Source organism: Desulfurobacterium atlanticum, assembly GCF_900188395.1.
GTDB classification, from domain to species: domain Bacteria; phylum Aquificota; class Aquificia; order Desulfurobacteriales; family Desulfurobacteriaceae; genus Desulfurobacterium_A; species Desulfurobacterium_A atlanticum.
This window is the reverse complement of sequence record NZ_FZOB01000009.1, coordinates 12554-35741: the sequence shown is the minus strand read 5'-3', so window position 1 is coordinate 35741 and position 23188 is coordinate 12554. Positions and strand designations below refer to the sequence as shown.

Annotated in this window: 31 protein-coding genes and 1 tRNA gene; 24 read left to right on the top strand and 8 right to left on the bottom strand. The window is 38.1% G+C overall.

Annotation, left to right across the window (positions count from 1 at the left end; all coding sequences use genetic code 11):
- Nucleotides 1-156: 156 nt before the first annotated feature.
- Complete coding sequence (locus CHB58_RS06740) at nucleotides 157-810, bottom strand: porin family protein (RefSeq protein WP_089323348.1); 654 nt, start codon at nucleotides 808-810, stop codon at nucleotides 157-159.
- A 471-nt stretch (nucleotides 811-1281) separates the two neighbouring features.
- On the opposite strand from CHB58_RS06740, the gene CHB58_RS06735 reads away from it, so the two are divergent.
- From CHB58_RS06735 to CHB58_RS06715, 5 genes are all read left to right on the top strand, one after another.
- A complete protein-coding gene (locus CHB58_RS06735) occupies nucleotides 1282-2478 on the top strand; it encodes an ankyrin repeat domain-containing protein (protein WP_089323347.1) in 1197 nt (398 codons plus the stop codon).
- A gap of 142 nt (nucleotides 2479-2620) precedes the next feature.
- A complete protein-coding gene (locus CHB58_RS06730; RefSeq protein WP_089323346.1) occupies nucleotides 2621-3238 on the top strand; it encodes a peroxiredoxin in 618 nt (205 codons plus the stop codon).
- 108 nt (nucleotides 3239-3346) lie between these two features.
- Nucleotides 3347-4720 (top strand): cytochrome ubiquinol oxidase subunit I, encoded by a 1374-nt coding sequence (locus tag CHB58_RS06725; RefSeq protein ID WP_089323360.1) that lies wholly within the window; start codon nucleotides 3347-3349, stop codon nucleotides 4718-4720.
- A gap of 18 nt (nucleotides 4721-4738) precedes the next feature.
- Nucleotides 4739-5944 carry a cytochrome d ubiquinol oxidase subunit II gene (cydB, locus tag CHB58_RS06720; RefSeq protein WP_089323345.1) on the top strand — a complete coding sequence of 402 codons (1206 nt, stop codon included), beginning with the start codon at nucleotides 4739-4741 and terminating at the stop codon, nucleotides 5942-5944.
- Nucleotides 5945-6078: 134 nt separating this feature from the next.
- Nucleotides 6079-6456: a hypothetical protein gene (locus CHB58_RS06715; protein WP_089323344.1), complete on the top strand. Its 378-nt coding sequence runs from the start codon at nucleotides 6079-6081 to the stop codon at nucleotides 6454-6456.
- Nucleotides 6457-6566: 110 nt separating this feature from the next.
- Here the strand turns inward: CHB58_RS06715 and CHB58_RS06710 are convergent, their stop codons facing one another.
- The 5 genes from CHB58_RS06710 to CHB58_RS06685 all read right to left on the bottom strand — a co-directional run bounded on the left by CHB58_RS06710 (nucleotide 6567) and on the right by CHB58_RS06685 (nucleotide 10547).
- Nucleotides 6567-6782, bottom strand: coding sequence for a hypothetical protein (locus tag CHB58_RS06710; RefSeq protein ID WP_089323343.1), 216 nt, complete (start codon nucleotides 6780-6782; stop codon nucleotides 6567-6569).
- Entirely contained in the window at nucleotides 6776-7558 is a 783-nt protein-coding gene (locus tag CHB58_RS06705) for a TaqI family restriction endonuclease (protein ID WP_089323342.1), read from the bottom strand. Before CHB58_RS06705 ends, CHB58_RS06710 begins: the two co-directional genes overlap by 7 nt.
- The gene (locus tag CHB58_RS06700) at nucleotides 7555-8919 is read right to left on the bottom strand and encodes an N-6 DNA methylase family protein (protein WP_089323341.1); all 1365 of its coding nucleotides are present in this window, start codon (nucleotides 8917-8919) and stop codon (nucleotides 7555-7557) included. The genes CHB58_RS06705 and CHB58_RS06700 overlap by 4 nt, the downstream gene beginning before the upstream one ends.
- A 168-nt stretch (nucleotides 8920-9087) precedes the next feature.
- Nucleotides 9088-10188, bottom strand: a complete 1101-nt coding sequence (xerA, locus tag CHB58_RS06690) for a site-specific tyrosine recombinase/integron integrase (RefSeq protein WP_089323339.1) — start codon at nucleotides 10186-10188, stop codon at nucleotides 9088-9090.
- Between the two features lie 283 nt (nucleotides 10189-10471).
- Nucleotides 10472-10547 (bottom strand) — tRNA-Asn (locus CHB58_RS06685).
- 151 nt (nucleotides 10548-10698) lie between these two features.
- On the opposite strand from CHB58_RS06685, the gene rpe reads away from it, so the two are divergent.
- Both rpe and CHB58_RS06675 read left to right on the top strand, forming a co-directional pair.
- Nucleotides 10699-11352: a ribulose-phosphate 3-epimerase gene (gene rpe / locus CHB58_RS06680; protein ID WP_089323338.1), complete on the top strand. Its 654-nt coding sequence runs from the start codon at nucleotides 10699-10701 to the stop codon at nucleotides 11350-11352.
- A 4-nt stretch (nucleotides 11353-11356) separates the two neighbouring features.
- Nucleotides 11357-12307 (top strand): ribose-phosphate diphosphokinase, encoded by a 951-nt coding sequence (locus CHB58_RS06675; protein WP_089323337.1) that lies wholly within the window; start codon nucleotides 11357-11359, stop codon nucleotides 12305-12307.
- Between the two features lie 31 nt (nucleotides 12308-12338).
- Here CHB58_RS06675 and CHB58_RS06670 read toward each other — a convergent pair whose 3' ends face one another.
- Both CHB58_RS06670 and rpiB read right to left on the bottom strand, forming a co-directional pair.
- Entirely contained in the window at nucleotides 12339-13598 is a 1260-nt protein-coding gene (locus CHB58_RS06670; RefSeq protein ID WP_089323336.1) for a serine hydroxymethyltransferase, read from the bottom strand.
- Nucleotides 13599-13615: 17 nt separating this feature from the next.
- Nucleotides 13616-14065: a ribose 5-phosphate isomerase B gene (gene rpiB / locus CHB58_RS06665; protein ID WP_089323335.1), complete on the bottom strand. Its 450-nt coding sequence runs from the start codon at nucleotides 14063-14065 to the stop codon at nucleotides 13616-13618.
- Between the two features lie 177 nt (nucleotides 14066-14242).
- Here rpiB and CHB58_RS06660 point away from each other — a divergent pair, with 177 nt between their 5' ends.
- The 17 genes from CHB58_RS06660 (at nucleotide 14243) to CHB58_RS06580 (ending at nucleotide 23186) form a co-directional block, all read left to right on the top strand.
- On the top strand, nucleotides 14243-15715 hold the full coding sequence (locus CHB58_RS06660; protein ID WP_089323334.1) for an IS110 family transposase: 1473 nt from the start codon (nucleotides 14243-14245) through the stop codon (nucleotides 15713-15715).
- An 83-nt stretch (nucleotides 15716-15798) separates the two neighbouring features.
- Nucleotides 15799-16062, top strand: coding sequence for a hypothetical protein (locus CHB58_RS06655; protein WP_089323333.1), 264 nt, complete (start codon nucleotides 15799-15801; stop codon nucleotides 16060-16062).
- Between the two features lie 373 nt (nucleotides 16063-16435).
- On the top strand, nucleotides 16436-17353 hold the full coding sequence (locus CHB58_RS06650) for a transglutaminase-like domain-containing protein (RefSeq protein ID WP_180706453.1): 918 nt from the start codon (nucleotides 16436-16438) through the stop codon (nucleotides 17351-17353).
- A gap of 28 nt (nucleotides 17354-17381) precedes the next feature.
- Nucleotides 17382-17864 carry a hypothetical protein gene (locus CHB58_RS06645; RefSeq protein WP_089323331.1) on the top strand — a complete coding sequence of 161 codons (483 nt, stop codon included), beginning with the start codon at nucleotides 17382-17384 and terminating at the stop codon, nucleotides 17862-17864.
- Nucleotides 17861-18151 (top strand): hypothetical protein, encoded by a 291-nt coding sequence (locus tag CHB58_RS06640; protein WP_089323330.1) that lies wholly within the window; start codon nucleotides 17861-17863, stop codon nucleotides 18149-18151. The genes CHB58_RS06645 and CHB58_RS06640 overlap by 4 nt, the downstream gene beginning before the upstream one ends.
- A complete protein-coding gene (locus CHB58_RS06635) occupies nucleotides 18144-18530 on the top strand; it encodes a hypothetical protein (protein ID WP_089323329.1) in 387 nt (128 codons plus the stop codon). Before CHB58_RS06640 ends, CHB58_RS06635 begins: the two co-directional genes overlap by 8 nt.
- A gap of 12 nt (nucleotides 18531-18542) precedes the next feature.
- Nucleotides 18543-19175 (top strand): hypothetical protein, encoded by a 633-nt coding sequence (locus CHB58_RS06630; protein ID WP_089323328.1) that lies wholly within the window; start codon nucleotides 18543-18545, stop codon nucleotides 19173-19175.
- Between the two features lie 53 nt (nucleotides 19176-19228).
- The gene (locus CHB58_RS06625; protein WP_089323327.1) at nucleotides 19229-19672 is read left to right on the top strand and encodes a hypothetical protein; all 444 of its coding nucleotides are present in this window, start codon (nucleotides 19229-19231) and stop codon (nucleotides 19670-19672) included.
- 25 nt (nucleotides 19673-19697) lie between these two features.
- On the top strand, nucleotides 19698-20027 hold the full coding sequence (locus CHB58_RS06620) for a hypothetical protein (protein ID WP_089323326.1): 330 nt from the start codon (nucleotides 19698-19700) through the stop codon (nucleotides 20025-20027).
- A 3-nt stretch (nucleotides 20028-20030) separates the two neighbouring features.
- The gene (locus tag CHB58_RS06615) at nucleotides 20031-20354 is read left to right on the top strand and encodes a hypothetical protein (protein ID WP_089323325.1); all 324 of its coding nucleotides are present in this window, start codon (nucleotides 20031-20033) and stop codon (nucleotides 20352-20354) included.
- Nucleotides 20355-20404: 50 nt separating this feature from the next.
- Entirely contained in the window at nucleotides 20405-20641 is a 237-nt protein-coding gene (locus CHB58_RS06610; RefSeq protein ID WP_089323324.1) for a hypothetical protein, read from the top strand.
- A 28-nt stretch (nucleotides 20642-20669) separates the two neighbouring features.
- Complete coding sequence (locus CHB58_RS06605; RefSeq protein ID WP_180706452.1) at nucleotides 20670-20825, top strand: hypothetical protein; 156 nt, start codon at nucleotides 20670-20672, stop codon at nucleotides 20823-20825.
- Between the two features lie 14 nt (nucleotides 20826-20839).
- Nucleotides 20840-21322: a hypothetical protein gene (locus CHB58_RS06600; protein ID WP_089323322.1), complete on the top strand. Its 483-nt coding sequence runs from the start codon at nucleotides 20840-20842 to the stop codon at nucleotides 21320-21322.
- On the top strand, nucleotides 21319-21699 hold the full coding sequence (locus CHB58_RS06595) for a M15 family metallopeptidase (RefSeq protein WP_089323321.1): 381 nt from the start codon (nucleotides 21319-21321) through the stop codon (nucleotides 21697-21699). Before CHB58_RS06600 ends, CHB58_RS06595 begins: the two co-directional genes overlap by 4 nt.
- A gap of 54 nt (nucleotides 21700-21753) precedes the next feature.
- Entirely contained in the window at nucleotides 21754-22500 is a 747-nt protein-coding gene (locus CHB58_RS06590; RefSeq protein WP_143341007.1) for a hypothetical protein, read from the top strand.
- A gap of 19 nt (nucleotides 22501-22519) precedes the next feature.
- Nucleotides 22520-22720, top strand: coding sequence for a hypothetical protein (locus CHB58_RS06585; RefSeq protein WP_089323319.1), 201 nt, complete (start codon nucleotides 22520-22522; stop codon nucleotides 22718-22720).
- Nucleotide 22721: 1 nt separating this feature from the next.
- Complete coding sequence (locus CHB58_RS06580; RefSeq protein WP_089323318.1) at nucleotides 22722-23186, top strand: transglycosylase SLT domain-containing protein; 465 nt, start codon at nucleotides 22722-22724, stop codon at nucleotides 23184-23186.
- The last annotated feature ends 2 nt before the right edge of the window (nucleotides 23187-23188 follow it).

Genomic DNA, 23188 nt, shown 5'->3' with positions numbered 1-23188 from the left:
GAGTGTTTGAGGAATCATAAGAGAAAGAACAAAAGTTCAAGAGAATAAGCTTGCTTCAAGTAGGCAGTGTTCCAACAATGAAATTTTTAATAAACAGTAGTGCTTATCTATGGGATGGAAGTATTAGGTCCCCTCTCCGCGGAGGGGAAGGGTAGATTAAAAGGTATAACCTGCCATCATGTAAAGAGCTCTCGTTTTCACTTCTTCTTCAACGTTATCTGTAGTTGCGTCATCTATGTCTTTTAATCCTAAGTCAAATCTAATTTCTGCTAAAAACTTTCCGTATGTCATCCCAACACCAAAAGTAAGACCATAGTCAAGAGAAGATATGTCTTCTATGTCTCCTGAGTCGGATGTGGAAACTCCACTGACAGTTACTGTCTCATCATACTTTGCAGATAGAATATAGGCAAGGAAAGGTCCTCCTAATACATAGAAATTGGAAACAGAATACTTGATTGTGGGAGCTATTTCCAGGTAAGTTAGCTTGATATCACTTTCATATTTAAAGTTGTAGTCAGGAACTTCAACTTCTACTTTTCCATTCTTCTGAACAATAAAAGTGTCAAGTTCTGCACTTAAATTTGGTGCTATCTGTGTCTCTACGTATCCTCCAACAGCAAATCCTACTGCGGAATTTTCAGTATATGTTTCTGCTACTCCGACTGGAAAGTATTGTTCAACTACTTCATCAAAATTAGTTGAGAGTTTTCCAATAGTTAACCCGCCTTTCACTCCATACTTAATGTTTTCAAGGCCAGATTCCTGAGCGTTACCAGCTGTTGAGAGAAAAACTCCTGCAAGAACCACACCGCTTAGTAGTAGTTTTTTCTTTCTTTCTTTCTTTCTTTCTTTCTTTCTTTCTTTCTTTCTTTCATTCTTTCATAAGCCCCTCCTTGTTTAACAAAATTTTCTTCTCTTAGTATATTATATCAGAAATTCAGTAAGAGTGTTTGAAAAAATCATCCAAATAAAGAACAAAACATTCATGCAAAAACAAACAGTTGAGCTATATGAAAGTCCTTTGTTCTCTTAATAATTTCCGATATTCTCTAAAAAATCTGAGGCTGTTTGAAAAATGGCTATGAACTTTAAGAGATTCTTCGGGCTTTGCCCTCAGGATGCCTTTCTTCGTCATTCTGAGGCTGCTTTGCAGCCGAAGAATCTCAATACCTTTTAGAAACAAATGAGAATTTTCAAACACTCTTCCAAAAAATCTTGACATAGAGGATTGAAAAGGATAATCTAAATGATAAAGATTTTCATTATCAGGAGATTTTTATGAGAAAATTTTTAATAGTAGTTTTACTGGGCGTTGTTACATCAGGTTCTGCAGTTGCAGCTCAGCTTAATCCTCTTGAGGTTTACAGAGGAACTTTTTTGAGAGAGACTGCTCACATAAGAAAAACAAACCTGCATGAAGCTGTTTTAAGTAATGATTTAAAAAAAGTAAAAGCCCTCCTTGCGTCAGGTGTTAATCCAGACACCACTGACACAAAAGGGATGACACCTTTGCATTATGCTGCAGCTCTTGGGGAAAAGAATATAGCCACAGCTCTTATAGGTGCGGGAGCTGATGTTAATAAAAAGGATAAAGTGGGTTATACACCGCTCCATTTTGCAGCAGAAAGTGGTGCATCTGATGTTGTCGGTTTGCTTATTGATAAGGGATCTTTTGTTGATGCAAAAGATAAAAAGGGTTTTACACCTCTTCATCGGGCTGTATTGAACGGTAATTTTGAAGTTGTGAAGATTTTGGTAGAGAAGGGAGCGGATGTAAGTGCGAAAAATGTTGGTGGTTATCAACCCATCCATTATGCTTCTATAAAAGGCTATAAAGAGATAGTTGGCTATCTTTTAACTCACGGTGCTGATGTTAATGCAAAGAACTTTATGGGATTTACTCCGCTACAGTTTGCTGTCTATAAGGGAAATTTTGACATTGTTAAGCTTCTTTGCAATTCTGGGGCTAATTTAAATGATAGAGACCCTCACGGGTGGTCTCCTTTGATAAAAGCTATTATCAGAGGGCATGAGGATATAGCGCTTTATCTGATAGATAAAGGAGCTGATATTAACCTATCTACAAAAAAAGGAGAGTTGCCTATCCACTTTGCAGCAGGACAGGGAGAGATGAAAGTTTTAAGAAAGTTAGTTGAGAAAGGGGTTGATGTTAATGCTGAAAACAAAATAGGAAATACTCCTCTTCATTACGCTGTATATATGGGAAAAGAAAAAGCAGTTAAACTCCTGCTTGAGAAAGGTGCAAAAGTAAATGTCCAAAATAATAGGGGAGAAACTCCTCTTTACTTTGCTGTAAAGTACAGAAGAACATCTATTGTAAAAATGCTTCTTGATGCAGGAGCGGATAAGAATATTAAAACAGTTCATGGAGTCTCTCCACTTTTAATGGCGAAAATGAAAGGTTATAATGAAATAGTGAAACTGCTTGAATCTTACAATAATACTGGAATATAAGTTAATTTTGACAAGGAGAGGGGATGAAAGGCATTAATTTAGAAAAACTTTTAGGTGAAATTGACTTTTGTCAAAAATTTATCTATTATTTTCTTGCGAATAATTATCAGTTTTATTAAAACCCTATAACAAGGAGGAAGCCATGGCTTTAGTAGGACAGAAGGCACCAGAGTTTGAGCTTCAGGCGTATGATCCAGTAACAGATTCTTACACATCTGTGAAACTTTCAGATTATGTCCCAAATGGGGATGGAAAATTTCTTGTAGTATGTTTTTACCCGGCTGATTTTACATTTGTTTGACCTACAGAGTTGGCTGCGGTCGCAGCTATGCATGAGGAAATTAAGAAAAGAGGTGCTGAGGTAATCGCTATTTCAACAGATACTGTTTTCAGCCACCAGATTTTCTGCAAAGTAGAACCTTTAATGAAAGATGTTAAGTTCCTTCTTGCTGCTGATCCTACAGGAAAGACTGCAAGGGATTACGGTGTTTATATGGAAGACGCTGGTATAGCAAGAAGAGGAAGGTTTATTATCAATCCTGATGGAATTATAGTTGCAGAGGAGGTTCTTAATCCTCCTGTTGGTAGGAGTGTAAAAGAGCTTTTAAGACAGCTTGATGCCTGGAAGTATGTGTATGAGCATCCAGATGAGGCGTGCCCTGCAAACTGGAGACCTGGTAAGAAAACCTTGAAACCAGGCCCGGATATTGCTGGTAATGTTGGTAGTGTTGTTACTATAGACGAGATACTTGCTGATTGATTTATATGGTTATAGTTGAAGATTTTAGGGAAAGGAGATGGGAAATGGCTTCTCATCTCCTTTCTCTTTGGAAATAAGACTTTTAAAAAACTTGAAAAGGAGGACAAGATGGATTTTCTCCTCACCATGTCTCGTCTGCAGTTCGCCATGACTGCGTTTTTTCACTTTATTTTCGTTCCTTTAACCCTCGGTCTTTCCATTCTCATTGCGATTATGCTTACTATCTATTACAAGACCGGGAAGGAAGACTATAAGATTCTTGCGAAGTTCTGGACGAAACTTTTTGCAGTTAACTTTGCCATTGGTGTGGCAACAGGTATTGTTCACGAGTTTGAATTTGGTATGAACTGGTCAGTATATTCCCGATTTGTGGGAGATATTTTCGGAGCACCACTTGCCTTTGAAGGACTTATGGCGTTTTTCCTTGAATCAACTTTTGTTGGAATTCTTCTTTTTGGTTGGGATAGAGTGCCTAAAAAAGTTCACCTTCTTGCTGCATGGCTTACAGCCATCGGAAGTAACATTTCTGCATTCTGGATTCTTGTTGCTAACGGCTGGATGCAGCACCCAGCAGGTTCAAAACTTGTTGAAGGTCTTGCAGGTAAAAAAGCTGTTCTTACAAGTTTTGCCGACATTGTTTTAAGTCCTGCTGCAGATATAAAGTTTATGCACACGATTACTGCAGGGTTTATTCTTTCAGCTGCTTTTGTTCTTGGTATCAGTGCATATCATCTTCTTAAAGGTAACAATGTTAAGCTTTTCAAGAAATCTGCGTTTATAGCGATAATTTTTGGACTTATTGCTTCAGTTGCCGAAATGGGAATTGGTCATGTTCATACTGTTGAAACAGCAAAATTTCAGCCAACTAAAATAGCAGCTGCTGAAGCTTTATGGGAAACAAAAAAAGGTCCTGCAATTGCTATCGCTGCGTGGGCTGACCAGAATGGACAGAGAAACGTTATAGAAATTCCATCAATTCCTGGAAGTTTAAGTTTAATGCTTTACAATAATCCAAATGCTGAAGTTAAAGGATTGAAAGATTTACAGAAAGAGTTTGAAGAAGTTTGGGGACCGGGAAATTACATCCCTCCTGTCAATATCGTTTTCTGGGCGTTTCACCTTATGATTTATATCGGAATGTTCTATGTTTTACTTTTCCTTGTAGGTCTTCTTAAGTTTAAAAAGCTTGAAAATAGTAAAACTTTCCTTAAAGTTGCTCTATTTACAATTCCTCTTGCTTATATAGCTAACTGGCTTGGTTGGGCTATGGCAGAGGTTGGAAGACAGCCGTGGATAGTTTATCCGTTTAACTATAAAGATCCAACATCTGTTGCTCTAAAGACTGCTGAAGGTGTTTCTAAGATTACAAGTGCAGAGATTTTAATAAGCTATATCGTTTTCCTTGTTATCTTTTCCGGTCTTGCGTTTGCAAACTTTTATCTGATTGGAAAATACGCTTCAAAAGCTCCAGAAACTCACTAATAAAGTGGAGGTGTAGCTATGAGTTTTGATTTACAGTCAATCTGGTTTTTACTGGTAGGTGTGCTTATCATTGCCTACCTTATAACAGATGGTTTTGACTTTGGAGTAGGTATTCTGCATCCATTTATCGCTAAAACAGACCTTGAAAGAAGGGCGATGCTTAACTCTATAGGTCCTGTGTGGGATGGTAATGAGGTGTGGCTTATCACAGCTGGTGCTGCTGTTTTTGCAGCTTTCCCGGAAATGTATGCAGCACTTTTTAGCTCTCTCTACATAGCTCTTTTTGTTGTTCTTGTTGCCCTTATTATGAGGGCTTGTGCTTTTGAGTTTAGAAGTAAAGAGGAAAGTCCATCGTGGAGAAATTTCTGGGACTGGATGGTGTTCTTTGGAAGTGCTGTTCCCGCTCTTCTTGTAGGTGTTGCTATTGGTAATGTTCTTGCCGGACTTCCAGTTATTAACAGTCTTGCAAAAGGAGATTCTCTGTCTGGGTTTATCTATGCGGAGAAGTTTCCAATAAGCTTTATCAATCTTGTAAATCCATTTACAAAACACGGTCTTTACGGACTTATTGTTGGTGTTACAACTTTCCTTTTCTTCACTCTTCACGGTGTTTCTTGGCTTTTATGGAAAACTGAAGGGACAATTGCTGAAAGAGCTCAGGCTGTTGCCAAAAAACTCTGGTTCGGTTTTGTTCTTTTCTACGTGATATGTCTTGGCTTTGCTTATACCATCTCATTTAAAATTTCAAATCCTGAAGACCTTAAATATCTTGGTTTACCAAAAAGCATAGTTGGTTCTATCGTTCCGTTTATAAAAGACGGTGTGGTTGAGAAAGCACTTTTTAGATATATGCCTTTTGAGATTGTGATGATTCTTGCTGCTGTTGTTTGTGCTGTTCTTTATTACTTAGCTATAAACAAGGCTGACGGTAAGCAGGCATTTCTTTTCTCAGCTTTAACTGTAACATTTGCTACTTTAGGTGCTGCAATAGGCGCTTATCCGTTCCTTCTTCCATCATCTCTTGGAGTGGAAAACAGTATTACCATATACAATGCCGCATCAAGTACATTAACACTTACAGTTATGCTTATAGCAGCATTGATATTTGTTCCTATTGTTGTTGCCTATCAGGTATGGATGTATAGAATCTTTCTCTTTAAAGTTTCTGCCGAATCTATCGCTCATGAGCTTCAGGAAGAAGGAGAAGAAGCAGAACTTTATTAACGGAGGTAATAGAAATGTGGTTTGTAATATCAATTTTATGGTTTATTGCTGTGTGTTACTTAACTTATAAAATATCTATGGCAAAGTTAGAGGGGTAATTCCCTCTAACTTTTAACCTTTAATGGAAGGGAAGGATGGGAAATTTTGACAAAAAGATTTCGGAAGATATTAAGGTCCTGCTGGAGAAGGGTTTTTCTGCTGATGAGGTAGAGAAAAAATTAAGGGAAAAATACGAAGAAGCTCTTTCTTTTAAATCTTTTTCCTATTTTACCTATTTCTTTTTAGCAGGATTGCCAACTCTTCTGATTTCTGTATTTTTCCTTAAAGTTTTCCATCCTGTTGGATTTGCTTATTTTATAAATAGATTGATTTTACTTCTTGCTGCTATGGCTACTCTTAAAGGATTTGTCGGCCACTTTGTTGCTGTTTTTTTGAAGCGGGAAACTTTTGAAAATGAGATAAAGAAGCTGAAAAAGGAAGCATCAGGAGTTAAAAATCTTCAGGAGGAGTAATATGGAAAAGGTTCAGGATAATCTTTTGAAAAATGTTATGTATTCTATTATTTTTGTTTACGCTTTAGTTTTGATACTAACTTCTTTAGCGATGCTTTAATGGAGGGCTTTTAGCCCTCATAGTTTATTTCTATATTCTTTCCTCTGTCAGCAATTTTGTCTAACGTTTTGGGCATATCCGAAGTTCCGAGCGAAGCGAGGAATTTGGACGGAGCAATAGCGAAGTCGGATATGCACCTGTTATATGACCCGAACGAAGTGAGGGCGAGGAGCGAAGCGAGGAAGCGTTCCGCCCCGAAGCCTAATGTGGTTTTTTGTTTTACCATACTAAAATCTCCTCATAAGTTATCTTTTTCCCCTTTTCGGTTGTTTTTATTTTTTCAAGTATTACTTGATAGATATGCTTTAGATACTCTTTTTTAAAAATAACAAATCCATTGGCAAGTTTAATGAAATTTTTATTGAATGTGTCTAAAGCATTTTGATATTTTATTTTTGTTGATTTTCTAACTCTAGGATTATTCAATTTGTTTTCTAATTCTTCTATGTCTATCACTAAATATGGTACTTCTATAATAATATCAGCATGTGTTTGTTGTCTTCTTGTAAATCTACGATCTGACGCTTCTCTTCTGTATGATACTTTTTTAACTTGAATAGCAACCTTTATGTTGTCCAATTCTACAATAGCATCGATACCCATCATATCTAATTCTGCTGAAGATATTAATTTCTCTGCAAATAACGCATTCCATAAATATTGAAAGTGAAACTGAGTAAGAATAGACATCCATATCCGATACAATCTTGCTCTAAAACCTTCCTCAACAAATTGTAATGAACAACCATAAAAGTATTTCTTTATAAATTCATAGATGTAAGAATTGAGTTTTTCGGACCAGTATATTTTAAAAACTTCGTCGTAATCCTTAAAATCAGTTGTTTCCCAGTAATATTTGTAATAAATCTCAAGGGGTAAAAGGTCCCGTGGTAAATCTTGCTCTACAGTTTTTATTTGTCTCAAATATGCATATTTTTTGATGTCTATATCTCTAAGGAAATTTTCAAATTTCCTCAAGTCTTCTTTCCAATCTCTTGTCATGATAACACCTCTTTCAATTTTATTAATTCCTCTTTTGTAGGTAATGGAAGCATTTTAAGTTGTGTTATATTGAAATGATATGTAATGTCTCTAAAAACATCCTTTACATACTTTTTTATTATTTCTGAGTTCAAAAATCCAACAACTTCTTCGTCTGTAAGATCAAATTGCATATTTATCAAAGTGTGTTTTCTCAATAAATGATAAACATCACCCATCCAAGGATATGCTTTATAATCGTATGCAGCACCTACTTGGCCATCCCCTCTAAAACCTAATCCAACGACTATGTGCGGTTTATCGAAAAACTTTCTTAACTTTGTTTTTTTATTTTTGTCTATCCAATACCCCGTTATAGGTTTATAGTCCACCCTGCCTATTTTTAAGTTTCTCCCATTGAGGATTGGAAGTAAGTTTTCTTTGTCTGGTATATCTTTTGCTTTGATGATCTCTGGATTATGTTTTATCTCTGGTGTTCTTGGCGATATTCTTATTGTGTATATATCGCCAACTCTGTAGCTGCAAATTTTGTCAACCTTCCTGCTAAATACTGTAGAGAATAAAACAACTTCTCCTTTCCAGTCGTCATTTTCTGTGATTAACCTTAGGTTTGCACTATTATAATCATACAAAATTATCTTACCCTTTTCTGATTTTGTTTTTACAAATTTCAGAATAACAGTAGTTACGTCTGCTTCTGGCTTAAAGACTTCATTACCCATATAAATAATCTCTGCTTTCCCTTGTGTTGCAAGAAAACTACGAAGTTTTTTAAACTCGTCTAAAATCATAAAAGTGGCTGGAACAATGAAAATAAGTTGTCCATTGTCTTTCAATAATTTAATTGATTTTTCTATAAAAGCACCATAAACATTATATTTTCCATACCAAGTTTCATACATTTTTTTGTATTGATTTTTAATCTCATTATCCACCCGTATTGTGTAGTGTTCTGATAGACTCGGTATTCCATAAGGTGGATTTCCTATAATTACATCAAAATGATCTTTGGAATTCCAAAGTAAATAGTCGTTATGAATTATGTTTATATCCTCGTCCCCTGTAAAAATATGTTGTTCAGCGTATTTGATAACCTCTTTGTTAATTTCCACACCTATTTTAGCAATTGCATGTTCAAAAATGTGGTTTTTATTCTTTTTAATTCCAATCAAAAATTGACAGATCCCACATGCTGGTTCAAGAATTTTTAGGTTGTTTATGTTTAATCTTTCCTCATCTATCAAATCAACCATAAAATCAACAACCCATTGTGGTGTGAAAAATATACCCCAATCTTTTTTAATATGTTTTATTTTGTGATTTACAATAACAGCGTGATTTTCAATATCAATCTCTCGCATCATGATCCTCCATTATGTAATACATAGATTTTAAATTTTTTATGGCTTCGGGGCGGAATGTCATATAACTCTGTTATATCCGAACTTATGGTTCGGATATGATGAAAATTTTGGATTATATCAGAAGTATGTTCGGATATACTACCTCTGGCAGGATACTGCCGCTCTTCAGCTAATACCATCATTTTCATTCTCTCCATCAAAGTTTAATGTATCTATAGGGCTTATTATTTTTCCAAGATTTTTTGTGCTCACATGGGTATAAATTTCAGTAGTCTTGCTATGAACATGACCTAAAAGTTCCTGAATATACCTTAAATCGGTTCCACTCTCTAATAAATGTGTCGCAAAACTATGCCTAAGACTGTGAAATGTGACTTTTTTGTTAATTCCTGCTTTCTTACAGGCGTTCTTGAAAATTTTTTCTGCGGTCCTTGTCGTAATGTGTTTTCCTTCTTTTACCCCTTCAAATAGCCACTTTTTCGGGTGGTAACTTTTCATGTACTCTCTCAAAAACTTTAAAGCTGTTCTGGATAACAAAGTGTATCTATCTTTTCTTCCTTTGCTTCCTTTAATGTGGATTAAGCCTCGATTCACATCAATATCCTCAGGTTTCAATCTCACCACTTCACCTACTCGCAATCCGGAAGAATATGCAAGAACCAGAATCGCTTTGTGCTTTATGTTGGTTGGAGCCTGTAAAATACTTCTAATTTCACCTCTGCTCAAAACAACAGGTAGTTTTTTGTCCTTTTTTGGTCTCTTAACGTTATAAATGAATTTTTTCTTTAAAATCTCCCCATAGTAGGATTTCAGGGCATTGATAATTACATTGAGTGTGGAGGTGGAAACCTTCTTCCTCGCAACCATGTAATAGAGATATTTTTTAATATCTTTATTATCTATCTCTTCAGGTTTTTTACCAGAGAAAATAAGAAGTTCCCGGTTGTACCTCAGATAAGACTTTACGGTTTTCCTTGAATACTTCCTTATTAAAAGTTCCTTTTCTAAAGGCAAAAGATAAAAATATGGGTCAATTATGAGATTTTCACCAAAAAGTGTTTGAAGCTTTGATATTAAATTTTCCTCATAAGGAATTTCCCAGTGTTTTTTCTCCAAAATCCATTTTCTTCCTGAAATTGTTTTAACTTTATCTATCAACTCCTTATCATATGGAACTTTAATAACAACCCTCTTATCTCCTCCCGGCTCAATTTTAACGGAGGGTGTTTTATTGCTTCTTTTATTGATTTTGTAAAAAATATCCATTTCTATCTGTAAATCCTCCCCCAGTTTTTTTCAAAAATCATTGCCGAATTTAACCTATCTTGCAGTTATCGTAAAATGATACCCAATATTATACAAAAACGGTCTTATTAATTTGAATTTTAAGTGGAATGGGTTTGTAGGAGTTGGTGGGATGAGGTGGGATTTTTAGAGGTAAGTGCTTCAAGGCTTATTAGAGTATTATTATAAATTGTACTCCACGGAAAGCTTGAAAGTATCTATGGTGAACTTGAGACAAATAAAACAGACAAACTTAATATTAAAATGGCTCCCCGGGCCGGCCTCGAACCAGCGACCTGGTGGTTAACAGCCACCCGCTCTACCCGCTGAGCTACCGGGGAACCTTGACGGTGAATAATATAGGTTGTTGAGCTTTATATGTCAACTTTTGGGAGTAAAATTTTTGCAAAATTTCATTTCTTTTAGATTTGCATATAATTTCTTCGCAAAACTTTAGTATTCTGTTGTAAAATTAGGCGGGAGGTTTTTGAAATGGCTTTACTTGCTCCGTCAATTCTTTCTGCAGATTTTGCAAATTTACAAAGGGATATAAAAGAGGCTGTTTCAGCCGGTGCAGATATTATTCACATTGATGTTATGGACGGAAGATTTGTTCCTAATCTTACAATTGGACCATGTGTTGTTGAAAGTATAAGGAAAGTTACAGATGTTCCTTTTGATGTTCATCTTATGATTGTTGAACCGGATAGATATATAAAAGATTTTGTAAGTGCAGGGGCAGATTGGATTTCTGTTCATGTTGAGGCTGCTGTTCATCTTCACAGGACTGTATCTATGATTAAAGAATTTGATAAAAAAGCTGGGGTGGTTTTAAATCCGGCTACCCCTGTGTTTTTTATAGAGGATATTCTTCCTTTTGTTGATTTTGTGCTTATAATGTCTGTTAATCCTGGTTTTGGTGGTCAGAAGTTTATTCCTCAGACTATTTCAAAAGTTAAAAAACTTAATGCTATTCGTGAGAAGATGAAATTGGATTTTCTTATAGAGATAGACGGTGGTATAAAGATTGAAAATGTTAAGCAGGTAATTGATGCAGGAGTTGATGTTGTTGTTGCAGGATCTGCTGTTTTTAAGGGTGATATAAAAGAAAATGTTGAAAATTTTAAAGGATTAATAGGAGGTTAAAATAATGAATCAAGTAAAGCTAATTACCGGAAATGCTAATCCAGAACTTGCAAAGGCAGTCGCGGCTCATCTTGGTATTCCCCTTTCAAACGTTACAGTTGGAAGATTTAGTGACGGTGAGATTCAGGTTGTTATTAATGAAAGTGTAAGAGATGATGACGTTTTTATTATTCAGCCTTTATGTAGTCCTGCCAACGATTACATAATGGAACTTCTTTTACTTGCTGATGCGCTTAAGAGAGCTTCTGCCGGTAGAATTACTGCTGTAATTCCCTATTTTGCATACGGCAGACAGGATAGAAAAGTAAATCCAAGAGATCCTATATCAGCAAGATTACTGGCTGATATTATTACTGTTTCTGGGGTTAACCATATAGTTGTTGTTGACCTTCATGCAAAGCAGGTTGAAGGATTTTTTGACCTACCTGTGGATCATCTTCAGGCAAGGCCCGTTCTTTCAGAATACTTTTTAAGACAGGGTTTTGGAGAGGAAGATACGGTTATAGTTTCTCCCGATATAGGTGGTGTTGCAAGGGCAAGGAATTTCGCAAAAGTTTTTAATGCACCGATAGCTATTATTGACAAAAGAAGGCCGAGACCAAATGTTGCTGAAGTTATGAATATAATTGGTGAAGTGGAAGGAAAAAAAGCAATAATCATTGATGATATTATTGATACTGCAGGAACTATAGTAAATGCTGCAAAAGCCATAAAGGAGAGAGGGGCTATTGAAGTTTATGCTACATGTACTCATCCTGTTTTTTCTGGTCCTGCAATAGAGAGACTTTCAAATGCTGTGAAGGAAGGTGTTCTTAGAGAAGTAGTGGTAACTGATACTATTCCATTAAAAGAACAGTTTGAAGGAGTAAGAGTTCTTTCAATATCTGGAATGCTTGCAGAAGCTATAAGAAGAATTCACTTTGGAGAGTCTGTGAGTAAGATGTTTAACTTTTAGTGAAGAAAGCGGGCTTTAAAGCCCGCTTTCTTTATTGATAAAGGGATGCCATTTCCGGATAAAGTGGGTGTTTCCCGCACATTTCAACAACTTCAGCTTTAACCTTTTCAATAACTGAATCATCGTTTATGTTTTTAAGAACTGTGGCTATAAGTTGAGCTATTCTTCTTGCATCCTGTTCTTTTATTCCTCTTGTTGTAACTGCTGGTGTTCCTATTCTTATACCACTTGTAACAAAGGGACTTCTTGTATCAAAAGGAATTGTGTTTTTATTAACTGTAATGTTTGCTTTTCCAAGTGCTGCTTCAGCTTCTTTACCTGTAATACCTTTGTTTGTAAGGTCAACAAGCAGAAGGTGATTGTCTGTTCCACCTGAAACTATTCTGAAGCCTTCTTTTTGCAATTCTTCTGCCATAGCTTTTGCGTTTACTACAACCTGCTGCTGATATTCTTTAAATTCAGGAGTCATTGCTTCTTTAAATGCCACAGCTTTTGCAGCGATTACATGCATTAATGGACCGCCCTGAAGTCCTGGGAAGACAGCTTTGTCTATCTCTTTCGCAAATTCTGCTTTACACATTGTTACGCCACCACGGGGACCTCTGAGCGTTTTATGAGTTGTGGTTGTAACAAAGTGGCAGGCTTCTATAGGTGATGGATGAAGTCCTGTTACGATAAGGCCTGCTATATGTGCAACGTCAGCCATCAGGTAAGCACCAACTTCATCAGCTATTTCCCTGAATTTATCAAAGTCTATAATTCTTGGATATGCAGAAGCCCCACATATTATAAGTTTTGGTTTGTGTTCCCTTGCAAGCTCTGCAACCTGGTCAAAATCTATGGTTTCTGTGTCTTTTCTAACACCATACTGAACAACCTTGTAGTATTTTCCAGTCATATTTACAGGTGAACCGTGGGAAAGATGGCCACCGTGAGATAGATTCATTGAAAGAATTGTGTCACCTGGCTTTAACATGGCAAGGTAAACTGCTTGATTTGCCTGAGAACCTGAGTGAGGTTGAACGTTTACATGTTCTGCACCGAAAAGCTTTTTACATCTTTCTATCGCAAGGTTTTCAACAATATCTACACATTCACAGCCGCCGTAGTATCTTTTTCCTGGAAGCCCCTCAGCATATTTGTTTGTTAATACAGATCCCTGTGCTTCCATTACAGCTTCACTTGTGAAATTTTCTGATGCGATTAGTTCAAGATGTTCATTCTGACGTTTAAATTCGCATTTCAGAGCTTCAAAAACTTCCGGGTCAAACTCTCTTATCTTTCCTCTCATCTATATCCTCCAAAAAGTTATTTTGCAAACTTTCTTTCAATTTCGGAAATTTTGTTTATTCTTCGCTCGTGTCTTCCACCGTCAAAAGGAGTTTCAAGCCACTTTTTAACTATTGCTTTTGCAAGTTCATCTCCTATAACCCTTCCTCCAAGGGCGAGAACATTTGCATTGTTGTGCCTTCTTGACATTTCAGCAGCGAAGATATTGTAGCAGAGCGCTGCTCTTATGCCGGGAACTTTGTTTGCGGCTATGGATATACCTATCCCGGTGCCACAGATAAAAATTCCTCTATCGGTTTCTTCTTTTACGATACTTTCTGCTGCTTTTAAAGCGAAGTCTGGATAATCTACCGATTCTTCAGAATTGGTGCCGAAGTCTATATACTCTATGTTTTCCTCTTCAAGAAATTTTTTTATAGTTTCCTTAAGCCTGTATCCACCATGGTCGCTTGCAAGGGCTATTTTCATTGCTCCTCCGTTGTTTATGTGAGGTTGTAAAATTATCCTACAATATTATAAAGAAAGCAAAACAGCATGCCACGGTGATAGGTGGAGAAAGGTATATTTCTACCTGCTTGACTTTTAGTCATAGGTAGAGTTAGCAATTATTCCACCTGCCTCACCGTGGCTTTACTGGGGGATTAAATGAAAGTTATCGGTGTGGATGTGGCAAAAGATTTCATAGTTGCTTTTGATGGAAAAACCTTCTTTATCTATCCGGAAAACAAAAATCCCAGACGAAGAATACCGAAAAGAGCGGCTGTTAAAAGAGTAAAAGAGATTTCAGATATAGCCGGAAAAGATGATGTTGTAATTCTTGAGCAAACAGGGACTTACGGAATCAGATTTGCCAAACTGTTTGAGAAAGCGGGGGCCAAAGTTTTTATAGCCGATGGAAAGGCTTTAGCCCGTTTTAGAATCGGCAAATCAACCATTAAAAATGATTATGTTGACGCTCAAGCTATAAGGGAAATATACTTTACAGCTCGCCGCAAAAACGTTCATCCTTTCCACTCTCAACGTTTTCAGCTCCGAACAATGGTAAGACACTATATAAGACTAAACAAAGAATTAACAAGAGCGGTTAACAGATTTAAACAGCAAATCATTCACCTTTTCCCGAATGACAATTATCATAACTTGAGCAGATACAAGCTATTTAAGAATCTTGATGAAATAAAAAATAAGTTAAAACAACATCCTGAATCATTGGTAATCGTGGCTCTTTCAGAGATAGCCAACATCAAACATCTAACTGAAGCCGTTGAAATGACAAAAAAGGAAATTGAAAGCGTTGTTTTAAATCATCCGGACTATGAAATACTCAAAACTTTTAACCTCGGTATAATGCAAATGGCTGCATTGATTGCTTATTACTGGGATGTAAACCTTTTCCGCTCAAAAGATTCTTTTATAGGCTATTGCTTGATGGGCGTTAAGCATGAACAGTCCGGGGACAGCGTTTTAACAAATAGAACAGATAAAAGCAGGGCGGAAATAAAGGGAATCTTCTATATGCAGTTTCAGGTTGCCCATAAGGAAATATCACCTTTAAAACCTCTAACCATATATATGAAACTGAAAGAATCACAGTATAAAAGAAGATTCATTAAATATCTTGATAGGCTTCTTGAATGGATTTACTACGGACTTAAATACAGAATGACTTTTCCGGAAGTAATTGACTACGTTATAAAAGAAAAAACACAACAATTAATGAAACTTGAAGAAAAGATAAAAAGCAGCGAAGCCAAAGAAGACACTTTTTATTATAAGCAGTTGCTGGAAAGATACAGAAATACCAGCGACTGGCTCCTTGTGTGTCAGGATATTTCCACCCTTTTGAAAAACCGCCAGAGAGCGGCCGGGGTGGAGTGCCAGGATTATTACAAGGAACAAATCCTAAAAGGAGAAAGCCATGAAATGGGGGAAAAGAGACCTACCGAAACTAATATCAACCAAAATGCAGGAACTTGGAATCTTTATAGCACCGGAAACGGTAGAGAACTTTCTCAAGGCCTATATGGAAGTTTTACGGGAAGAAGTCCTTTTAAAGGGGAACCAAATATCAACCGGTTATGGTATATGGGAACGCAGACAGAGAGGACAAAAAAGTAAGTATGTTTACTTTAGAGCTACAAAGCTGAAAGAAAAACTAACCAATAATGCAAAAAACGCTTAAACCTTATTAAGAGGTCAAAATGATAGGATACGAACCTATAATTGAAGAAATGGCACTACCAGAAACAGTAGAGGCCAACATTATGGCCACGGTAGCAATGTTTAAAAGCAACAAAGGGTTTATATCCCTGAATTGCCTTTTCCCCTACCAGGATGTAGAGCTTCTCGGCAGATTTAAAGCTAACTGGATAGTCAGGCCAGATGATGAAATATTTGTCCAATGGGAATTTAGGGGAACTTATCTTAACCGGGAAATTTTCCTATACGGCCAGGGGACAATATAAAAACAAATAAAGTTAAACTAAAGTTTAGCAAAACGTTTTATAACATTTCATAATATTGCTGACAATATAAAAACAGTATGGATTTTTAGGTAGTGGTCTCCGTATCCTAAAAGTAGAAACCAACAAAAAAGGGAAAAGATAAGAATACGGAGGCCACCGTTGGACAGAGCCACATAAAAACAGTATGGATTTTTAGGTAGTGGTCTCCGTATCCTAAAAGTAGAAACCAACAAAAAAGGGAAAAGATAAGAATACGGAGGCCACCGTTGGACAGAGCCACATAAAAACAGTATGGATTTTTAGGTAGTGGTCTCCGTATCCTAAAAGTAGAAACCAACAAAAAAGGGAAAAGATAAGAATACGGAGGCCACCGTTGGACAGAGCCACCCTTGAGAGTCTTGGCGTATCCCCCCAGAAAATAGCCCCTGACACCTATAAAATAACCCTCCGGGATGTAAACCAGACAATAAAAATAATAGAAGAATTTATAAGAGAATACTCCCTGCACCCTCAAATCCGTCAGCTGGTGGCCTCCATCTTAAAACCCTGCAAGTCAAAAGATTACACCTGCTATGTTCGCAGGATAGTTGAATACATAAAGCAGCATGTTAAATATGTAAACGACCCGCCAAAAACAGAAATTCTCCAATCTCCAATAAGAACTCTTCAATACAAAATCGGCGATTGTGATGACCATACAATCCTTACCGGTACGCTTTTACGTGCTGCCGGTTTCAAAATACGGATTACCCTCGGAGCTCCCCTCGGCCGTTTTAATCATGTTTACCTTCATGTTTACATCCCCGGCCACGGATGGACAACAGTTGACACCACAAACGCAAACCCCTTGATGAAAAAACCTTATAAGGAGCGGGAAATGGTAGAAATAGGAAATGAACCCCTTGAAGAACTCGGTTTCTCATTCAAAAAATTAAGACGTCTTGTAAGAAGGACAGGCCGGATATTATCACCGGCTGCCCATATAGCCAGGAAAATGATTCCTCACAGGCACAAACGCAAGCTAACCGGCAGACAGCTTGCACGGATAGCATGCAAAGGAATGAAATGCTTTCCCCCGGGAAGTAAGCTAATTCACAAAAAAGAAGGACACTTTTATAAAACCTACGTCAGACTTCCCAACGGAAAAATGCAACTTCTCTATCAAAAAAGCATAGCTCCAAAGCCAAAACCAAAGCCGCACCCACAAAAAAAAAGAGTTCACAGAAAGCCACATCCACGTCCCAAACCTCTCTGCGTGTGCATAACCAAGCAGGGCGTGAAAGTAATTTAAAAGAGGCGGCCATAATAGGAGGCTTGGCATGGATACTCAAATCTTTGCTTATACATTGAGCGGCGAACCGGTAGAAATAGGCGAACCGGTAGAGCTCGGATTTTCCTTTGGAAAATTCTTTAAACGTGCATTTAAAAAGACGACAAAATTTATCGGTAGAGCGGTTAAAAACACCGGTAAATTTGTTAACCGTGTAGTAAAAAAATCCTGGGTGCCGGTAAGAAAGGCGGTTGCAAGAACAGCTGACAGAATATCAACCAGTTATTTTGGCGTTCCCGTATCTGCCCTATTTTCAAAACCAAAACACACACGCAACATAAATCTTGAAACTCCATACAGCAGAACAGCACCTTACACATCACCGGTTAAATACACGCCGGCACAGGCAAATTATAAAGCATACGACAGAAATATAACCTCAACATCTGCCAGCAATACCACAACCACAACTAATATGCTTCCCCTTTTAATCGGTGCAGGATTGGCCTTTTATATGTGGAGGAAAAAATGATTTTCACACTTGCAGCTTTAGCCGCTGCCCTTGCCGGCGGTGGTGGTTTTTTCCTGGGCAAAAAACTTGAAGAAAGCGACCAGAAAGAGAAGGAACTCACAACCCAGCAACAATGTTTCTTAATGGCCAAAGAGGGAAAAATAGACCCTAAACTTTGCCTCAAAATAGGGCAGGAATCCTCTTTACTTTCTGAACTCTCATCAACATTTGAAAACGCCGGAAAACTTCTTGCAGGTGCTGGAATCCTTTTCGCAGTATCCAAACTGTGGGGTAAAAAGGATGAGTGAAGCTAAAAAGGCAAGTAAGCATAAACAGATTGAAAGAGCGGCAGAGCTATATACAGCCTTTCACTTTGGAAAACTCCCTAAAATGGCCAAAAAAGTAAAACTCTATTTCCCGGAAAACGGAATATTTACCCATCTGGGAAAGCTGCTTGCGGTAATCTACCTATCAGACAAAGGGGATGGAGTAAAGCCGTATATCCACTTTTTCGGCGGTGAACCAGAACCGTTCCGTCTGGTATGCAATAACGGAAACGTATCTATTGAACGAATAAGAAAAATCCCACTTTCAAAACTTCCAGACCTCTTAACAGACCCTGAAGGAAAACACCTATACATAGCAAACTATAAAGGCCGTGTTAAACCAGAAGGAATAACAGGCTAAAAGGAGGAAACCATGAAAGAGCTAACAGGAATAGTTATCAATCCTACAAAACGCAGGAATAGAAGGAAAAGAAAATCAGCCAAAAAAGCAACCAGAAAAAGAACCATCAGAGCGGGAAGAAAAAACCCCATCCAGATTGTAATCCGTAACCCTGCAAAAGACCATCAGGCACTTTTAGAGCTTGCAGCAGGAACAACGGCAGGACTTGCAGCCGGTAAACTTCTTGACAACTACGTATTTTCAAAAATCCACCTTCCAATCCCCGCCGGCATATCAGCCGGAGATATAGCAACCCTTGCCGGTGGCCTATTCCTTCTTAAACAGAACAAGCAGAAAGAATTTGCAACCGGAATGGTGGCCGGAGCTGGTGCCAAGATACTCTTAAACGTAATTGATTCCTTTGTATTCCGTGGCCGGGGAGTTGTAGGCCTTCACGGGGAAGAACTCGGAGAAGATGGCTACTACTTTGAAGACGACAACGGACAACTCTGGTATGTTGACGCAGAAGGAAACGCTCACCCGGTAGATGAGTCAGAACTACCGGAAGGCGATGAAGTAAGCGGAGAATGTCCGGACTGTTCACTTGGCAATGAAGAGGAAGCCTATCAGCTTGGAACAGAAGAAGAACTTTTTTATCAGCTCTAAAAAAATCCCAATAAAAAACCTAAAAACTACAAACCATAGCATGGAGGTAAGAAATGAGACCATCAAGAAACTGGGCAAAATTCACAGTTAAACCGGGACAAACAGGAACAATTCAGCCTTTTGATGTAACAGCTGCCAACAGATATGCAAAAGGAAAAGACCCTAAAGCTCCAAGTAATGCGTCCTTTATCATCCAGAGAATCATTATTCACGGTGCACCATCAACAGACCCGGCAGCTGTCCAGAAAGCTGTATCCGGTGCAGTTATAACTCTTGAAGGACAGGGCGGAAAGAAAATAGAACTTGGTCCAATGTTTACCAGGACAAAAGAATGCAACCCGTGGACAAGCGATGAAGTATATGAGCTTGAAGTCCCTGTTTCAATTCCCCCTGCTTCAGATTACAACGTGGTAATCAGCTATGAACAACCACCAGCTTTAGCTGATACAGATTCACCGGTTGACCTTTTTGTAGTTGTTGAGGGGGTGGAAAAGTAAAGGGCAAAAATAAGAGAGGTGAACAATGGAAATGAAACCTTATATAGCTTCATTTGTAATAGCAACACCTGTTCAGGGAACAAACAGGCTGACTGTAACCGTTCCAAACGGCTTTATGGTGGCCGAAGTGATAGCCAACATTCCAACCTCGGCCACTATGGATATTCTTGACAGCGGAAACTCCATATTTGGAAGCAGACCGCTTGGCGGCGGTATATTTGCAACAGCAAATAGAAAGTTACGTCTATTTGAACCATACCAATGCAAAAACACAGCACTTGAGCTTATATGTGAATGTCCGGAAGCTCCAACATCACCTATAACCGTTGCCTTAATAGGAATGTGGCAGGAGTAAGCAATGATAAGACACAAAACCATAACCCTAACATCAAACGGTGAAAAAGAGATTATTTCCACAACCAAAACAGCTGAAATAATAGAGGTTCGGCTCTATGCCGAACCTTCCACCTCTCAAATAGCAAACGACTTTCCCCTATGCGATGTTCCGTTTAGGCTCACAATCAAAGCTAACGGCATTCCGGTGATAGTTTTTGAATCAGATGACAAACCGCTTGCATACAGAAAACTGCACTTTCCGGAGAAATTTACCGGGACACTTACAGCAGAGCTGACAGCTTCAGCTGATATAACGGCAAAGGTAGAGACAATCATTAAAGAATGATTCCAATAACCTTATGTATAGGCAGCTGCATAACCGACAGGAGCGGACAAATGATTGAAGAAATCAATACCCTTATAAACTTTCTCACAGCTGCAAGAGAGCCTAAAGGATACGTGATTCCCACAAAAAAGATAATAAGAGCGGCAACCACTACCGGAGCAGCAAAAAACATAAAAAAGATGAGAGCAGCGTTTAAGGTAGAGCTTGAACCTGTATCCGGGGAGCCGCTCACAATTGAAGCAATGATTAACTTCCTGAAAGGGAGGGATAACCAGGATGACAAATGAAGAGAGAATAACCCGGCTGGAGGTTCAGATGGCAAACATGCAATGCGAAATACAGGAAATAAAAAAGACCCACTACGAAATAATGAAAAGACTCTCCAACATAGAGCTGAAAATAGCCCTTTATACCGGCGGAATAATAGCCCTTGTAACAGCTGTTGAGCATTTCCTTAAGCTACTTAAATAAAGGTAGAGGCAGCAATGCTTGGAATAATAGGAACTCTCGCAGGTGCAGGATTAAACCTTTTAGCCGATGTTATCCGGGAAAAAGGAAAAGATTTTGTTGAAAAAAAATTCAACGTCAAAATCCCGAATAACCCGGAAGAACTCCAAAACCCTGAAATATTGGCCAGACTAAAAGAGATAGAGCTTACCCATGAGGAGGAATTACAAAGGATATTACTTGAGCGATACAAGGCGGGCCTTGAATATAGAAAAACCATAGATAGAGAAACGACAAAACGCTGGATTTCAGACAACAAAGCGGGATTAATAACAAAACTTGTAAGACCTTTAACCCTTATATACCTGCTTGTTGTTTTTTCCCTGATGGCTTTTACAGATAACAACCTCTTGCATATAAATCCGATGTATGCGCAGAGCTTCTCTGAATTTCTAAAAATGGCAATTCTTGCATATTTCGGCCTGCGAACCTTTGAAAAGGTAAAAGGAGCGGCACAATGAGCCTGGTATCAAAGCAATGGCAGTTTATAAAAGACCTTAAAAAACTTATTGATTACATAGAAAAGAGCGGCTACATAGTTACCGGTGGAGAACTCTGGCGCCACCCATACATGCAGGAATATTATCTTAAAACAGGCCGCAGCAAAACAATGCACAGTCAGCACCTTAAAAGACTTGCCATAGACCTTAACTTTTTCCGTCCTGCAAGGCACGGAGAAAGCGCAAGCGTATTTATAGAAGGAAAGCCTTTTGTTCTTACCTGGAACATTTCAGATATAGAGCAATTCGGCCGTTTCTGGGAATCCCTATCACCAGATAACCGCTGGGGTGGAAACTTTAACTCTTTTAAGGATGTTCCCCACTTTGAAAAAAAATAAAAACAGGAGGTAAGCATGTATAGAAGCAGCTTTTTTATATGGATGGAGGAAAAAATGGAGAAGGTTCAGGATGAAATAACATCTGCCCAGGCTACTACAACGGGCATGGATGTTGTTTACTGGGAACCTGTTTCCGGGGATGATTCTAATGATGGAAAGACAAAAGATACCCCGGTTAAAACATTTTCAAAAGCCCTATCTCTTGTTAAACCGGGAGGAATGATAGCTATATATCCGCTCCAGAATATAACCATAAACGCCACCACTCCAGAATTAGAAGCGGGACTTAATACAACTATTTATATAGACAAAGATTTATTTATTGGCCTTGCTGATGAGTATTATATAGAAGGTAAAACTGAAGCGGTAAATATAGGATTTGGCTCTCCGGGACAACTTTTTATTAAAAGTGCCAAAGTTTCAATAGGAATCAGCAAAGCAACTTTATTTGCCGGCCTTCACCTGTATAATGCTACTCTTGACGTTTCAGTTTCTGAAGCAGTAGAGACCGTCGCAACTATTGACGTAAATAGAAGCGTTTTAAAAGTCAATAACCTAACATGTAACGGAGCAATAACAGGAGATAATTTCTACTACCTTATAAAAGGAACCGTTAACTTTCCGGGAGCCGCATATCTTGCAGATGTCAGGTTTGGAATAGGGACCCTCTCAATCGCTCAAGTTTCATCTTTCACCTTATCAGATGGCAGCACCCTGACAGATATTTCAGGCCGCATACTTGGAATACGAAAAGACTCAAGCGGAAAACCTCTTAACATTATTTGCGACGTAGAAATCTAAATAAACATGGAGGCTTAAAATGGATTTCTTTGACGTTATACTTATAGAACACAGATTCACAGAAAAAGCCACAGCTGAAAAAAAACTTAAAGAATTATCAAAAAAACACAAAAACTTAACCTTTACTCTAACAGAAACAACTATCGGATACGCAATCCGGGTTATGGGAAAAACAACCGCTGAAACTATAAACCAGATAAAAAAAGAACTGGAGGCTTAAAATGGACAAAAAGCTATTATTGATAATTCCGCTTCTTTTCTTGCTCAAGAAACCAGAAGCTAAAGCTGCACCTTCCAACGGTGCAGCTGCTTCCCTATCACCTGCACCATTAACACCGGCAAACACCGGTAAAAGTTATCTTGAAAAACTACTTGATGGTATATGTAAGATGGAAAGCTCCTGCTCCTCACGGTGGGCATACAGCTACCACCCTGACGGTGTATCATACGGTCTTTATGGACTTACCAGAATAGCCGTTAAAGATGTAGGCATGAACTGGGAAGATGTAAAGCGCTCAACCAGATTACAACGGGAAGCTGCCCGTCGCTATTTGCTAAAAATGTATAAAATCTTCAAAAATTGGGATTTGGCAATCCAGGCCTATCATCTTGGACCCGGAAATGTCAAAAAAGGAAAAAGAGCATATACTTATTTAAGAAAGGTTAAATCTTATGCTGGAGTTTAAAA

Bases quoted from the DNA above. Each gene is read 5' to 3' on its own strand.
- CHB58_RS06735 (WP_089323347.1), top strand. From the start codon at position 1,282: ATGAGAAAATTTTTAATAGTAGTTTTACTGGGCGTTGTTACATCAGGT.
- CHB58_RS06725 (WP_089323360.1), top strand. From the start codon at position 3,347: ATGGATTTTCTCCTCACCATGTCTCGTCTGCAGTTCGCCATGACTGCG.
- cydB (WP_089323345.1), top strand. From the start codon at position 4,739: ATGAGTTTTGATTTACAGTCAATCTGGTTTTTACTGGTAGGTGTGCTT.
- CHB58_RS06715 (WP_089323344.1), top strand. From the start codon at position 6,079: ATGGGAAATTTTGACAAAAAGATTTCGGAAGATATTAAGGTCCTGCTG.
- CHB58_RS06710 (WP_089323343.1), bottom strand. From the start codon at position 6,782: ATGGTAAAACAAAAAACCACATTAGGCTTCGGGGCGGAACGCTTCCTC.
- CHB58_RS06705 (WP_089323342.1), bottom strand. From the start codon at position 7,558: ATGACAAGAGATTGGAAAGAAGACTTGAGGAAATTTGAAAATTTCCTT.
- CHB58_RS06700 (WP_089323341.1), bottom strand. From the start codon at position 8,919: ATGCGAGAGATTGATATTGAAAATCACGCTGTTATTGTAAATCACAAA.
- xerA (WP_089323339.1), bottom strand. From the start codon at position 10,188: ATGGATATTTTTTACAAAATCAATAAAAGAAGCAATAAAACACCCTCC.
- rpe (WP_089323338.1), top strand. From the start codon at position 10,699: ATGGCTTTACTTGCTCCGTCAATTCTTTCTGCAGATTTTGCAAATTTA.
- CHB58_RS06675 (WP_089323337.1), top strand. From the start codon at position 11,357: ATGAATCAAGTAAAGCTAATTACCGGAAATGCTAATCCAGAACTTGCA.
- CHB58_RS06670 (WP_089323336.1), bottom strand. From the start codon at position 13,598: ATGAGAGGAAAGATAAGAGAGTTTGACCCGGAAGTTTTTGAAGCTCTG.
- rpiB (WP_089323335.1), bottom strand. From the start codon at position 14,065: ATGAAAATAGCCCTTGCAAGCGACCATGGTGGATACAGGCTTAAGGAA.
- CHB58_RS06660 (WP_089323334.1), top strand. From the start codon at position 14,243: ATGAAAGTTATCGGTGTGGATGTGGCAAAAGATTTCATAGTTGCTTTT.
- CHB58_RS06655 (WP_089323333.1), top strand. From the start codon at position 15,799: ATGATAGGATACGAACCTATAATTGAAGAAATGGCACTACCAGAAACA.
- CHB58_RS06645 (WP_089323331.1), top strand. From the start codon at position 17,382: ATGGATACTCAAATCTTTGCTTATACATTGAGCGGCGAACCGGTAGAA.
- CHB58_RS06640 (WP_089323330.1), top strand. From the start codon at position 17,861: ATGATTTTCACACTTGCAGCTTTAGCCGCTGCCCTTGCCGGCGGTGGT.
- CHB58_RS06635 (WP_089323329.1), top strand. From the start codon at position 18,144: ATGAGTGAAGCTAAAAAGGCAAGTAAGCATAAACAGATTGAAAGAGCG.
- CHB58_RS06630 (WP_089323328.1), top strand. From the start codon at position 18,543: ATGAAAGAGCTAACAGGAATAGTTATCAATCCTACAAAACGCAGGAAT.
- CHB58_RS06625 (WP_089323327.1), top strand. From the start codon at position 19,229: ATGAGACCATCAAGAAACTGGGCAAAATTCACAGTTAAACCGGGACAA.
- CHB58_RS06620 (WP_089323326.1), top strand. From the start codon at position 19,698: ATGGAAATGAAACCTTATATAGCTTCATTTGTAATAGCAACACCTGTT.
- CHB58_RS06615 (WP_089323325.1), top strand. From the start codon at position 20,031: ATGATAAGACACAAAACCATAACCCTAACATCAAACGGTGAAAAAGAG.
- CHB58_RS06610 (WP_089323324.1), top strand. From the start codon at position 20,405: ATGATTGAAGAAATCAATACCCTTATAAACTTTCTCACAGCTGCAAGA.
- CHB58_RS06605 (WP_180706452.1), top strand. From the start codon at position 20,670: ATGGCAAACATGCAATGCGAAATACAGGAAATAAAAAAGACCCACTAC.
- CHB58_RS06600 (WP_089323322.1), top strand. From the start codon at position 20,840: ATGCTTGGAATAATAGGAACTCTCGCAGGTGCAGGATTAAACCTTTTA.
- CHB58_RS06595 (WP_089323321.1), top strand. From the start codon at position 21,319: ATGAGCCTGGTATCAAAGCAATGGCAGTTTATAAAAGACCTTAAAAAA.
- CHB58_RS06590 (WP_143341007.1), top strand. From the start codon at position 21,754: ATGGAGAAGGTTCAGGATGAAATAACATCTGCCCAGGCTACTACAACG.
- CHB58_RS06585 (WP_089323319.1), top strand. From the start codon at position 22,520: ATGGATTTCTTTGACGTTATACTTATAGAACACAGATTCACAGAAAAA.
- CHB58_RS06580 (WP_089323318.1), top strand. From the start codon at position 22,722: ATGGACAAAAAGCTATTATTGATAATTCCGCTTCTTTTCTTGCTCAAG.